9 protein-coding genes are annotated in these 13,670 nt (G+C 45.2%); 8 read left to right on the top strand and 1 reads right to left on the bottom strand.

Features of this window, described 5'->3' with window-relative positions; translation table 11 throughout:
* Window positions 1-53: 53 nt before the first annotated feature.
* A complete protein-coding gene (gene minC / locus FAI40_02520; protein QCE34302.1) occupies window positions 54-791 on the bottom strand; it encodes a septum formation inhibitor MinC in 738 nt (245 codons plus the stop codon).
* Window positions 792-1,211: 420 nt separating this feature from the next.
* Here minC and rplK point away from each other — a divergent pair, with 420 nt between their 5' ends.
* The 8 genes from rplK to rpsG all read left to right on the top strand — a co-directional run bounded on the left by rplK (window position 1,212) and on the right by rpsG (window position 13,667).
* Window positions 1,212-1,646: a 50S ribosomal protein L11 gene (rplK, locus tag FAI40_02515; GenBank protein ID QCE34301.1), complete on the top strand. Its 435-nt coding sequence runs from the start codon at window positions 1,212-1,214 to the stop codon at window positions 1,644-1,646.
* 3 nt (window positions 1,647-1,649) lie between these two features.
* A complete protein-coding gene (locus FAI40_02510; GenBank protein ID QCE34300.1) occupies window positions 1,650-2,345 on the top strand; it encodes a 50S ribosomal protein L1 in 696 nt (231 codons plus the stop codon).
* A gap of 282 nt (window positions 2,346-2,627) precedes the next feature.
* Window positions 2,628-3,143, top strand: coding sequence for a 50S ribosomal protein L10 (locus FAI40_02505; GenBank protein ID QCE34299.1), 516 nt, complete (start codon window positions 2,628-2,630; stop codon window positions 3,141-3,143).
* 95 nt (window positions 3,144-3,238) lie between these two features.
* The gene (locus FAI40_02500; protein ID QCE34298.1) at window positions 3,239-3,613 is read left to right on the top strand and encodes a 50S ribosomal protein L7/L12; all 375 of its coding nucleotides are present in this window, start codon (window positions 3,239-3,241) and stop codon (window positions 3,611-3,613) included.
* Between the two features lie 278 nt (window positions 3,614-3,891).
* Window positions 3,892-8,079, top strand: a complete 4,188-nt coding sequence (gene rpoB, locus FAI40_02495; GenBank protein ID QCE34297.1) for a DNA-directed RNA polymerase subunit beta — start codon at window positions 3,892-3,894, stop codon at window positions 8,077-8,079.
* Between the two features lie 124 nt (window positions 8,080-8,203).
* Window positions 8,204-12,568 carry a DNA-directed RNA polymerase subunit beta' gene (rpoC, locus tag FAI40_02490; protein ID QCE34296.1) on the top strand — a complete coding sequence of 1,455 codons (4,365 nt, stop codon included), beginning with the start codon at window positions 8,204-8,206 and terminating at the stop codon, window positions 12,566-12,568.
* A 237-nt stretch (window positions 12,569-12,805) separates the two neighbouring features.
* Window positions 12,806-13,177 carry a 30S ribosomal protein S12 gene (locus FAI40_02485; GenBank protein QCE34295.1) on the top strand — a complete coding sequence of 124 codons (372 nt, stop codon included), beginning with the start codon at window positions 12,806-12,808 and terminating at the stop codon, window positions 13,175-13,177.
* Between the two features lie 13 nt (window positions 13,178-13,190).
* The gene (gene rpsG / locus FAI40_02480; protein QCE34294.1) at window positions 13,191-13,667 is read left to right on the top strand and encodes a 30S ribosomal protein S7; all 477 of its coding nucleotides are present in this window, start codon (window positions 13,191-13,193) and stop codon (window positions 13,665-13,667) included.
* Window positions 13,668-13,670: the final 3 nt, after the last annotated feature.

Raw genomic sequence — 13,670 nt, 5'->3', positions numbered from 1 at the left:
TTAGATACAACAAAAACCTATTTAGATTAAGAGCTAAAAAGGCTTAGGTCGTATTATTTTTTAGGAGTCTTTACAAGCGCTGGAAGTTTTGTTGTTGGGATGGGTAGAAGCTCAACACGCTTATTGACAAGCTTTGCCTGGGCAGGTTGTCCGATAAGGTCTGAATCAAAATTTTCCAAAACAGAGTAATAGCCGTCAATGGCGATGAGTTCCGCTTCAAACTGCTGTGCGATAACACGGGCATCTGCACCACCTTCAAGGCCCGCAATCGCACGTCCGCGTAAGGCGCCGTAAACAATAATAGAGCCTCCAGCGATAATTTCCGCACCCCAAGAAACATTTCCCATAATAATCACATCGCCATCTGCGTGTTGGAAAAGCTGGCCAGAGCGAATTGTCTCCTCAATGATGAGCGCTGATTTTGTAGAAGTTTGAGATTTTTTTTCGGAAGGGGAGGCGTTTTCAAGAGGCATGAGGTGGCCGCCATTGGAGGGAGCCATTGGGATGTTCCACTCTTTTAGGCTTGGCCAATAAGCGGCCTGCCCTTCAACGCCAGTAATGAAGAGTCCCATATCACGCAAACGTTTTGGAAGAGAAATGAGTTCAGGTGTATTTTCTTTGATGGCCGATAAATCCAAAATGACGGCGCGACCACGAAAAAGATCAGGAGCCGTTTCAATTTCACGTTCCAGTGCGGTCATCCAAAGATCAAGAGGATTTTCAGGCATGAGAACTAAGGCTAAAAAGGAACGGTGCCCAGCACGGATATGTGGCAGATTTTCAGCGGTCATAATATAGATATACTCAATATAGATTAGTTATGCGGCAATATGTTGATAGGAAGCGTTATAAACATAAAGGATGTGTGACGGTTATAGAAAATTTCCAACAAAGGAAAGTCAATGAGGTTCAGAGTGTCTCAGAGATTATTGATTTTGAGATTTTAAGGCAAGGCTTTCTCTATTTTCGCTTCTGAAGTGTCTCTTTTTTGAATATGGTGTTTTGTTGTGGCGCAGGGATGGGCTTTTAACAGGGATCTTTTTCAGGAGTTTTCTCTATCGTCTAAAGGGGTTGCTTTTTTTCTTTGAATCCGCTAGTGAGAGGTTTCTTCATAAGAAAAATCTCGAACGTGGAAGGGATCGTTTTTTGGCGACTCCTGTTTGACCGCGGTTCGGAATCGTATTTTTCATTATTTGAAAGGTTTCCGAATTATGGCCAAGAAAATTGTTGGCTACATTAAGTTACAAATTCCAGCAGGTAAGGCGAATCCGTCTCCACCAGTTGGTCCTGCATTAGGTCAGCGTGGCCTTAATATCATGCAATTCTGTAAAGAGTTTAATGCGGCAACGCAGGGTATGGAAGCAGGGATGCCTATTCCTGTGGTGATTACAGCTTATGCTGATCGTACCTTTAGTTTTATTACAAAAACACCGCCAAATACCTATTTCTTACTCAAGGCAGCAAAAATCACAAAGGGGTCGCAGACAGTTGGTCGTTCCCCTGAGGTTGGTTCTGTTACTGTTGACCAGCTTCGTGAAATTGCAAAAACAAAGGCGCAAGACTTGAACTCTCATGATGTTGAAGCAGCTGTCCGTATGTTGGTAGGTTCTGCTCGCTCTATGGGCATCAAGGTGACGGGAGCTTAATTCATGGCGATTAAAACTAAAAAACAAAAAGCAATCGCAGGAAAGTTAGATGTGGCACGTTCTTATCCTTTGGGTGAGGCCGTTAAGCTTGTTCGTGAATTTGCAACCTCAAAATTTGATGAGACCGTTGAAGTCGCATTGCGTTTGGGGATTGATCCTCGGCATGCGGACCAAATGGTTCGTGGTATGGTTTCTTTGCCTCATGGCACGGGTAAAAATCTGCGTGTTGCAGTTCTTGCGCGTGGTCCAAAAGCAGAGGAGGCTAAAGCAGCTGGTGCTGATATCGTTGGAGCTGAGGATTTAGTCGAAGAAATCCAAAGCGGTAAGATTGATTTTGATCGCTGCATTGCAACCCCTGATATGATGGCGCTTGTTGGACGGTTGGGTAAGATTCTCGGTCCTCGTGGATTGATGCCAAACCCACGTCTTGGTACAGTCACCGTGAATGTCAAAGAGGCTGTTGAAAGCGCAAAAGCAGGGCAAGTTGAATATCGTGCAGAAAAAAGCGGTATTGTTCATGCAGGTGTTGGTAAGGCTTCTTTTGATGAAAAGAAGCTTGAAGAAAATATTCGTGCATTGCTTGATGCTGTCCAAAAGGATAAGCCATCAGGTGCAAAAGGCGTGTACATGAAGACGCTTTCTCTTTCCTCAACAATGGGGCCAGGGATTGCTGTGGACATGTCAGGGATTACGCAGTAATCTCGGTAGTAATTTTACGGAATGAGAGGGGAGTTCGCTCCCTTCTTTCTGCCTAAGAGCACACGTTGGACTCCTTAAGGGGTTTTAAGTATCTTTGTCATTTTGGCAGGGTGGCGGGTGTGAGGTGGAAGAGTGGTTTTTGAATTTACGTTCGTCCAAAAGAAGCTCTTTTGGCGTTTTGTGACAAATCCTCTCTTCAGCCAAGGTGGCAGGCTGGGATAATCTTTATGGTTAATCTGGCAAAACTGGCTGGGCGCATTAAGGCGTCTAAAGGAGGTGCGTTTGAACCGCAATGAGAAAGAAGCTTTAGTTACCTCGTTATCTAAAGTATTTGAGACCGCAAATATTGTGATTGTCTCCCGAAATGAGGGCTTAAATGCTGCTGAGACGACGGAACTTCGTCAAAAAGTTCGGTCTGCTGGCGCATCCTATAAGGTCGCAAAAAATCGTTTGGTGGCGCGGGCTTTGCCTAAGACATCTTACGAAAATATTGCAGATCTTTTCCAAGGGCCAACAGCAATTTCATGGGCTGATGAGCCTGTTGCTGTTGCAAAGGCGCTAACTGACTTTGCAAAAACGAATAAAAAATTCGTTGTTGTCGGTGGTGCTCTCGGAAATCAGGTTCTTGATGAAAATGCAATTAAGGCTCTGTCTGAATTGCCATCTCTCGAAGAACTTCGTGGCAAGATTGCTGGCTTGGTTGCTAGTGTGCCTTCTAAACTTGCTCGCTTGGCTCAGGCTCCAGCGGGTCAGGTGGCGCGTCTTGTGGCGATGAAACCTGAAGGGGAAGAAGCTTAATCTGAAATCGCCTTTAGAATTTAAAGGTGCTTTGAAGATAAAAGTTTTGACAATCTACATAATATTTTTGTGAATAATTTTAATAGGATTTAAAAATGGCTGATTTAGCTAAACTTGTTGACGAACTATCTGCTCTTACAGTTTTAGAAGCTGCTGAGCTTTCCAAACTTTTGGAAGATAAATGGGGCGTTTCTGCTGCTGCTCCTGTTGCTGTTGCCGCTGCCGCTCCTGGTGCTGCCGCTGCTGCCGCTGAAGAAAAAACAGAATTTGATGTTGTTTTGGCAAGCGCAGGCGACAAAAAGATCAATGTCATTAAAGAAGTCCGTGGGATCACAGGACTCGGCTTGAAAGAAGCTAAAGACTTGGTCGAAGGCGCACCAAAAACACTTAAAGAAGGTGTTTCCAAAGACGAAGCTGACAAAATGAAAAAAGCTCTTGAAGAAGCTGGTGCAACAGTCGAAATCAAATAATTTTTGATTTGTTAGCAAGTCCGCAGTAGGAGGCATTTTCTCCGAAAGGGCTGGTAGAGGAAGGGGGTGTTAGACATCACCCTTCCTTGCCGTTTTTGAGAACTTATACGATAATAGGGGTATCCTGTTTTGATATGAGTTTTGTGATGTTTATTAAACTATATTTTAAAGTAAAAACTGCGCCAATAAGGCGACAATAAAGCGTAAAGCAGTAGGGATAACAAACTTTTCTTTGTTCCTAGATTTCGAGTGTTTAAGACGGCGGCCAGGAGTTCCTAATGGTAAAAGAAAAAGCATTCAATGCTAAAAAGAAGATTCGTAAAAGCTTTGGGCGTATTCCTGAAGTGGCGACGATGCCGAATCTTATTGATGTTCAAAGAGCCTCTTATGAGAGTTTTTTGCAACGTGATGTGAATCCTGATTCTCGTTCATCTTCTGGGCTTCAGGAAGTTTTTCGTTCTGTTTTCCCAATCCATGATTTTAGCGGTCGTGGTCGTTTGGATTTTCAGCGTTATGAATTTGAAGCGCCAAAATATGATGTTGAGGAATGTCTTCAGCGTGGTTTGACATATTCAGCACCGCTTCGTGTTATTTTGCGTTTAACGACATGGGATATTGACGAAGACACTGGGGCTCGTACCATTCATGATCTTAAAGAGCAGCCTGTTTATATGGGTGAAATGCCTTTAATGACAGAAAATGGGACCTTTATTGTCAATGGGACAGAGCGTGTTATCGTTTCCCAAATGCACCGCAGTCCGGGTGTTTTCTTTGATCACGATAAGGGGAAAACACATTCTTCTGGCAAATATCTTTATAGTGCGCGTGTGATTCCTTATCGTGGCTCATGGTTGGATTTTGAATTTGATGCGAAAGATATTTTGCATGTTCGTATCGACCGTAAGCGTAAATTGCCCGTAACAACTTTGCTTTATGCTTTAGAGGGTGAAAATTCCATTAAGGCACGTGCTAAAAAGGCAGAAGAGGGTGGTGATCTTGATATGCTCGATATTGAGGGTATGGATCAAGATGAAATTCTTCGTGAGTTTTACAGCACGGTTTCTTTCTTCCGTCATGGAAAAGGATGGGCACGTGCGTTTGATACAGAATTTTTCCGTGGCCAGAAACTCCTTTCACCATTAGTTGAGGCAGATACAGGAGAGGTTGTTGCTGAGGCTGGTGCAAAGTTGACAGCCCGTTTGGTTAAGAAAATCGCTGAAAAAACAAAAACGGTCAGTGCTTCTGTGAATGATCTTGTTGGGCGTATCGTTGCACGGGATATCGTTAATCTAAAAACGGGTTTGATTTACGCAGAAGCAGGTGAAGAAATCACAGAAGAGCTTTTGGTTGAGATTCAGGAAGCTGGTGTTAAAGATTTGCCAACGCTGGCGGTTGACGCAACACACGGTCCTTGGATCAGAGACACGATGTTGGCAGATAAGAATCGTACACGTGATGAAGCGCTGATTGATATTTACCGGATTATCCGTCCTGGTGAGCCACCGACCCGTGAGGCTGCTGAGGCAATGTTGAGCGGTTTGTTCTTTGACGTTGAACGTTATGATCTTTCTCCCGTTGGGCGTGTTAAAATGAACATGCGTTTGGAGGAGGATGTTCCTGATACCGTTCGTACGTTGCGGAAAGAAGACATTATCCATACGATTAAAGTCCTTTGTGATTTGAAGGATGGGCGTGGTCAGGTCGATGATATTGATAACCTCGGAAACCGTCGTGTTCGTTCCGTTGGTGAATTAATGGAAAATCAGTACCGTATTGGCCTTTTGCGTATGGAGCGTGCCATTCGTGAACGGATGAGTTCTTCTCCGATTGATACGGCAATGCCACACGATTTGATTAACGCAAAGCCAGCAGCGGCGGCGGTTCGTGAATTCTTTGGCTCTTCACAATTAAGTCAGTTTATGGATCAGACAAATCCTCTTTCAGAGGTGACTCATAAACGTCGTCTTTCTGCGTTGGGTCCAGGGGGATTGACACGTGAGCGTGCGGGCTTTGAAGTGCGTGACGTTCATCCAACCCATTATGGACGTATTTGCCCGATTGAAACGCCTGAAGGGCCAAATATTGGTTTGATTAACTCTTTGGCAACTTATGCAAGAGTGAATAAATACGGCTTTATTGAAACACCATATCGTCTTGTTCAGGACGGGGTGCTTCAAGACGGATTTAAATATCTTTCTGCTATTGAAGAAGAAAAACTCACGGTTGCGCAGGCTGATGCTGCGCAAGATCCTAAGACGGGTCGTTTGACAAGTGATCTTGTTTCTGTGCGTAAGTCGGGTGATTTCCGTCTTGTGCCTCCCGATCAGGTGACAGCTTGTGACGTTTCTCCGAAACAGCTGGTCTCTGTTGCTGCTGCACTCATCCCATTCCTTGAAAACGATGATGCGAACCGTGCTTTGATGGGGTCTAACATGCAGCGTCAGGCCGTTCCATTGGTGCAGTCTGATGCTCCCTTAGTTGGAACGGGAATGGAAGCGGCCGTTGCTCGGGATTCTGGGGCTGCGATTGTTGCAAAACGTGGCGGTGTGATTGATCAGGTTGACGGTGCCCGTGTGGTTATCCGTGCAACAGATGATGAGGATAATATTGAAGGTGTCGATATTTACCGTTTGCGTAAATATATGCGTTCTAATCAGTCCACATGTATTAACCAGCGTCCTTTGGTGAAAGTTGGCGATCGTGTTGTGGCAGGTGATATTATTGCGGACGGCCCATCAACAGAACAGGGGGAGTTGGCACTTGGCCGTAACGTCATGGTGGCCTTCATGCCTTGGAATGGCTACAATTATGAGGATTCTATTCTTATCTCTGAACGTATTGCACGTGATGACGTCTTCACCTCTATCCATTTGGAAGAGTTCGAGGTCATGGCGCGTGATACGAAGCTTGGACAGGAAGAAATCACCCGTGACATTCCAAATGCAGGTGAAGAGGCCCTTAGAAATCTTGATGAGGCTGGCATTGTCTATGTCGGTGCAGAAGTTGAACCAGGCGATATTCTTGTCGGTAAGGTGACCCCAAAAGGGGAAAGCCCCATGACACCAGAAGAAAAATTGTTACGTGCTATTTTTGGTGAAAAAGCCTCTGATGTTCGTGATACGTCTCTTAAACTTCCACCAGGAACAAGCGGAACAGTTGTTGACGTTCGTGTTTTCTCACGTCGTGGTGTGGATAAAGATGAACGTGCGATGGCGATTGAGCGGAATGAAATCGAACGTTTTGCTAAAGACCGTGATGATGAGCGTGCTATTCAGGAACGTAACTTCCACGATCGTTTGAAAGCACGTCTTGTTGGTCAGGAAGTTGGCGCTGCGACAAAATCTAAAACCGTTAAGAATCTGAAAAAGGGAGATAAAATCACTCTGGAAGCTTTGCGTGAAATTCCACGTGATAGCTGGAGAGATATTCCTTTGGCAGATGCAGAAATTGCAACAGCTATTCAGACAATTTGTAAAGAGTATGATGCTGCTGTGGCACGTATTGATGCGCATTTTGAAGATAAGGTTGATAAGTTACAGCGTGGCGACGAACTCTCTCCTGGTGTAATGAAAATGGTTAAAATTTTCGTTGCGGTGAAGCGTAAGCTTCAGCCTGGGGATAAAATGGCTGGACGTCATGGAAATAAGGGTGTTGTTTCCCGTGTGGTTCCGATCGAGGATATGCCTTTCCTTGAAAATGGTCAGGCCGTGGATATCGTCCTTAACCCATTGGGTGTGCCTTCCCGTATGAATGTGGGGCAGATTCTTGAAACACATTTGGGCTGGGCTTGTGCAAATATTGGTCAGAACATTGGTGAAATTGTTGATGATTATCAGCGCACAGGGGAGCGTCATCAGGAGCTTCTCGATGAGCTGAAAGAGGTTTACGGTGAGAAAGTCTTTGAGACAGAGATTGCCGAAATGTCTAATGATCAGCTTTTTGAATTGGTAAAGAATATCCGCAAGGGGGTGCCGATTGCAACGCCTGTGTTTGATGGAGCTTCTATTCCAGATATTGAGCAAATGCTCGCAAAAGCTGGTGTAGATGTTTCTGGCCAGTCTCAGTTGATTGATGGTCGTACAGGACTGAAATTTGAGCGTAAAACAACCGTTGGTTATATTTATATGCTTAAATTGCATCATTTGGTTGATGATAAGATTCACTCTCGTTCCATCGGGCCATATTCTTTGATTACGCAACAGCCACTCGGTGGTAAGGCGCAGTTCGGTGGGCAGCGTTTCGGAGAAATGGAAGTCTGGGCATTGGAAGCATACGGCGCAGCCTATACGCTTCAGGAAATGCTGACGGTTAAGTCAGATGACGTTTCAGGGCGAACAAAAGTTTACGAGTCTATCGTTCGTGAGGATGAAGATTTCGAAGCGGGAATTCCAGAGAGCTTTAACGTTTTGACCAAAGAGTTAAAATCACTTGGTCTTAATGTCGAGCTAGAGCAAGGTTCTAATTAAGTTAGAATTCTTATTGGAAACCCGTTGAAATAATAATGAACGAGCTTTTAAAAGCTCTTTAGGGAACAAGGGGAAATAGGTGCTTCTATTTCCCCAAACTTCCCGGCAAGCAGGATAATGGCGAATGAAAGAGATCACCAAAATTTTAGGGCCTTCAGCAACAGAACAGGGGGCTTTTGACCAGATTAGAATTCGTCTGGCCTCTCCTGAACAGATCCGTTCGTGGTCCTTTGGAGAAATCAAAAAGCCTGAAACAATCAACTACCGTACTTTTAAGCCAGAGCGTGATGGGCTTTTCTGTGCGCGTATTTTTGGGCCAACCAAAGATTATGAATGCCTTTGCGGAAAATATAAGCGGATGAAATTCCGTGGGATTATCTGCGAAAAATGCGGTGTTGAAGTCACCTTGGCAAAAGTCCGCCGTGAGCGGATGGGGCATATTGAACTTGCTTCTCCTGTGGCGCATATTTGGTTTTTGAAGTCCCTTCCAAGTCGTATTGCGACATTGTTGGATCTTCCGCTGAAGGATGTTGAGCCTGTTCTTTATTTCGAGAAATTCCTTGTTCTTGATAAAGGGATTTGTGATTCAGAAGAAATTGAGTCCTTTAAATATGCTAAGAGACGTGATCAGTATCTCTTGGATGAAGAGCGCTGTGAAGATCTTCTGGACATGTATCCAGATGCAGGACTTGAGGTCGGTATCGGGGCTGAAGCCATTAAAAAAGCGCTTTCAAGCTATGATTGGGGAATTCCAAACAGTGAAGAGCGCCGTTTAACGGCTGAAGCAAAAGAAGCTGGTGAACCAGATCCTTTTGATTACGATCAAGAGGTTACGGACGAAGATTCTGAAAAAACAAAACTGCGTAAAAAATTGCGTAAGGCCACTTCTGAAGCTGCCAGAAAAAAACTGGTGAAACGCTTAAAGATGGTGGAAGCTTTTGTTGAAAGCGGCGGTAAGCCAGAATGGATGATTTTAGATGTCATTCCTGTCATTCCGCCAGAGTTGCGTCCTTTGGTGCCTTTGGATGGCGGCCGTTTTGCAACGTCTGATTTGAACGACCTTTATCGTCGTGTGATTAACCGTAACAATCGTTTGAAGCGTTTGATGGAGTTGCGTGCTCCAGATATTATCGTTCGTAACGAAAAACGTATGTTGCAGGAATCTGTTGATGCGTTATTTGATAATGGTCGCCGGGGCAGAGCTATTTCTGGTGGGAATAAACGCCCCTTGAAATCTCTTTCAGACATGCTGAAGGGAAAGCAAGGCCGTTTCCGTCAGAACCTTCTTGGTAAACGTGTGGATTATTCGGGCCGTTCTGTGATTGTGGTTGGTCCTGAATTAAAACTGCACCAGTGTGGTTTGCCAAAGAAAATGGCATTAGAGCTGTTTAAACCGTTTATTTACGCTAAGCTTGAGAAATATGGTCATGCGAATACCATTAAAGCGGCTAAAAAAATGGTGGAAAAAGAACGTCCAGAAGTTTGGGATATTCTTGAAGAAGTCATTAGAGAACATCCCGTGTTCCTTAACCGTGCGCCAACGTTGCATCGTCTTGGGATTCAGGCGTTTGAGCCTATCTTGATCGAAGGAAAGGCAATCCAGCTTCATCCGTTGGTTTGTACGGCCTTTAACGCTGACTTTGACGGGGATCAGATGGCTGTTCACGTTCCGCTTTCGCTGGAAGCCCAGCTTGAGGCACGTGTTTTGATGATGTCCACAAATAATATTCTCAGCCCTGCTAACGGTAAGCCTATTATCGTGCCATCGCAGGATATTGTTTTGGGTCTTTATTATTTGAGCTTAGAAACGCCAGAGTTTAAGGCAACACCAGATGAAGCAGAGATCGTAAAAGATCCTGAAACAGGCAAGGAAGTTGTTAAGACACCTGCGCCAACCGCATTTGGCTCTATTGCCGAAATCGAAGCTGCTTTGGCGGCGGAAGAAGTGAATCTTCATCAGAAAATCCGTTTGCGTTTCAAAGAAATGGACGAAAATGGTGAGATGGTTTCCAAGGTTGTTGTTACAACACCTGGCCGCGCCATTATTGGTCTTATTTTGCCAAATAACCCACATATTTCTTACAGCCTCATTAACCGTCAGTTGACGAAGAAGGCGGTTTCGAGTGTCATTGATATGGTTTATCGCCATTGTGGCCAGAAAGATGCTGTTATTTTCTGTGATCAGCTGATGGGAATTGGTTTCCGTCATGCGGCTTTGGCAGGGGTTTCCTTTGGTAAAGATGATATGATTGTGCCTAAGGCGAAAGCTGAATTGGTCGATCGTGCCGCAGCCGAAGTGAAGGAGTTTGAACAGCAATATCAGGATGGTTTGATTACAGCTGGTGAGCGCTACAATAAAGTTGTCGATACATGGTCTCGTTGTACAGATGAGGTTCAGGCAGCGATGGTCGAGGCGATTTCCGCTTCTGAAATTGGTAAGCCAACCAATTCTGTTTGGATGATGAGTGATTCTGGTGCCCGTGGGTCGCCAGCACAGATGAAGCAGCTTGCTGGTATGCGTGGTTTGATGGTTAAACCTTCAGGTGAAATTATCGAACAGCCAATTGTTGCGAACTTTAAAGAAGGACTTTCCGTTCTTGACTATTTTACGTCCAGCCATGGTGCGCGAAAAGGTCTTGCGGATACGGCTCTAAAAACGGCGAACTCAGGTTATTTGACACGTCGTTTAGTTGACGTTGCGCAGGACTGCATCATTAGTGATAAAGACTGTGGAACGGAAAAAGGGATTGATGTTCACGTCGTCATGGATGGCGGAGAAGTGGTTGCTTCTTTGGAAGATCGTGCTTTAGGTCGTACTTTGGCAGAAGATGTTAGCCATCCCGTTTCAGGTGAAGTTCTCTATCAAACAGGGACATTGCTTGATGAGGAAGCGATTGAAACCTTGGAAAAAGCAGGGATCGAAAATATTAAGATTCGCTCTGTCTTGACCTGTGAGAGCCGTGTTGGCATTTGTGCAAAATGCTATGGACGTGACCTTGCAAGGGGCACGGAAGTGAATGTCGGTGAGGCTGTTGGTGTTATCGCGGCGCAGTCTATCGGTGAGCCTGGAACACAGCTCACGATGCGTACTTTCCATATTGGAGGAACGGCGACCCGTGGTGCTGAACAATCTATGGTCGAAGCTGCACGTGAGGGTAAGGTCGAAATTGCGAATCTCAACGTGGTTGTGAATTCGCAAAAGATTCCTGTTGTCATGTCCCGTAACTGTGAGATCGTTCTTATGGACGAAAACGGGGTAGAACGTGCGCGTTACCGTGTGCCATACGGTTCTAAACTGATGGTTTCTCAGGATGAAAAAGTCACGCGTGGTCAGAAATTGGCTGAGTGGGACCCATACACCTTGCCAATTATTACAGAGCAAGCGGGGCGTGTCGAATATGTTGATTTGATTGACTCGATTACTTTGATGGAACGTATGGACGAGGTGACAGGCCTAGCTTCACGTGTGGTTGTAGATTACAAACAAGCCGCTAAAGGGGTTGACCTTCGTCCACGTCTTCAGTTGAAAGATAAGGACGGAAATATCGAGCGTTTAGCCAATGGCAATGAAGCACGCTATTTCTTGTCTCCAGATTCCATTCTTTCAGTTGAAAATGGGGCTGAAGTTCATGCGGGTGACGTGCTGGCACGTATTCCACGTGAAGGTTCCAAAACCCGTGATATTACAGGTGGTCTGCCACGTGTTGCAGAACTCTTTGAGGCTCGTAGCCCTAAAGACCATGCGATCATTGCAGAAAACAGCGGGTATATTGAATTTGGACGGGATTACAAAGCAAAACGTTGCATCGTTGTGAAAGACGATCAAACAGGGGAGCAGATGGAATATCTTATCCCTAAAGGTAAACGTATTTCTGTTCAGGAAGGTGACTTTATTCAAAAAGGTGACCCATTGGTTGACGGACCTCGTGTCCCTCATGACATTTTGAAAGTTCTAGGGGTTGAAGCCCTCTCTGAATATCTGGTAAATGAAGTTCAAGACGTTTACCGTCTTCAGGGCGTGAAGATCAACGATAAGCATATCGAAGTGATTGTGCGCCAGATGCTTCAAAAAGTTGAGATTACAAATCCAGGCGATTCGGTTTGGTTGCTTGGTGAGATCGTTGACCGTCTTGTCTTCGAGGCAGAGAATCGTGAATTAGAAGAAAGTGGGCGTAAGCCTGCAGAAGCTTCTCCTGTTCTACAGGGAATCACTAAGGCTTCCTTGCAGACAGAGTCCTTCATTTCTGCGGCTTCTTTCCAAGAAACCACTCGTGTGCTGACCGAAGCGGCCAGCTCTGGTAAAGTGGATCATCTTGGAGGGTTAAAAGAAAACGTCATTGTTGGGCGTTTGATTCCAGCAGGAACTGGCGGATTGATGCGCCAAATGCGCAGGCTTGGAGAGCAAGCATCTCCTTTAGCTGCGGTTGACGCAGAAATTATTACCGAAGACACGGCTTCATTAGAGGCTGAGTTGGAAAGCGAGTCTTAAGTAAGGTACGATGGTACGAGAGACACGTATTTTTTCTCTTAGTGTCTAGGACTTGACGGGGCAGAAGATTAAAGGTTATTTTTCTGCCCCATTAGGTGATTAAGTTGCGACTGCGTAGTAACGTGGTTATATTTTTACAGGTCTGTCTGTGAATGGTGTTATTATGCTCTTCGCAGATAAGTAAAGTTTTTGCGAGTTTATAAATCGCAGACAGAATAAAAGGATTGAATAAGGCGAATGCCCACTATTAACCAGCTCATTGCCAGAGGCCGTAAGCCTGCTGCCAAGCGTAATAAGGTGCCTGCATTGCAGGGATGCCCACAGAAACGTGGTGTCTGTACCCGTGTCTATACTGTCACGCCAAAAAAACCTAACTCAGCTTTGAGAAAGGTGGCCAAGGTCCGCTTGACCAATGGTTATGAGGTGGTGAGTTATATTCCTGGTGAAGGTCACAATCTTCAGGAACATAGCGTTGTCCTTATTCGCGGCGGACGTGTAAAGGATTTACCAGGTGTGCGTTATCATATTATTCGTGGTGTCTTGGATACTCAAGGTATTCCAAAACGTCGTCAAAGACGTTCGCACTACGGCGCAAAACGTCCGAAATAAGGGAGAGTAGGGAATGAGTCGTCGGCACAGTGCTGAAAAGCGCGAAATTCTTCCAGATCCAAAATTTGGAGATGTCGTGTTAACCCGTTTCATGAATGTCATGATGTATGACGGGAAAAAATCTTTAGCAGAGCGTATCCTTTACGGGGCTCTGGATAGCTTAGCTAAACGGGGTGGTCCGGATGCAGATCCAATTGCCATGTTCCATTCAGCTTTGGATAATGTTAAACCTCAAGTTGAGGTTCGCTCCCGTCGTGTCGGTGGTGCCACATATCAGGTGCCAGTTGATGTGCGTGCAGAACGTCGTCAGGCTCTAGCAATTCGCTGGATTGTTGACGCAGCGCGTAAAAGAAGCGAAAAGACAATGTGTGATCGCCTTTCACAAGAGTTGTTCGATGCGATTAATAATCGTGGCTCAGCTGTTAAAAAGCGCGAAGATACCCATCGTATGGCCGAAGCTAATCGTGCATTCAGCCATTATCGTTGGTAAGTC

The organism is Acetobacteraceae bacterium (assembly GCA_004843345.1).
Lineage (GTDB): Bacteria > Pseudomonadota > Alphaproteobacteria > Acetobacterales > Acetobacteraceae.
The sequence above is the reverse complement of the archived record's forward strand: the minus strand, read 5'-3'. Positions and strand labels throughout refer to the sequence as shown.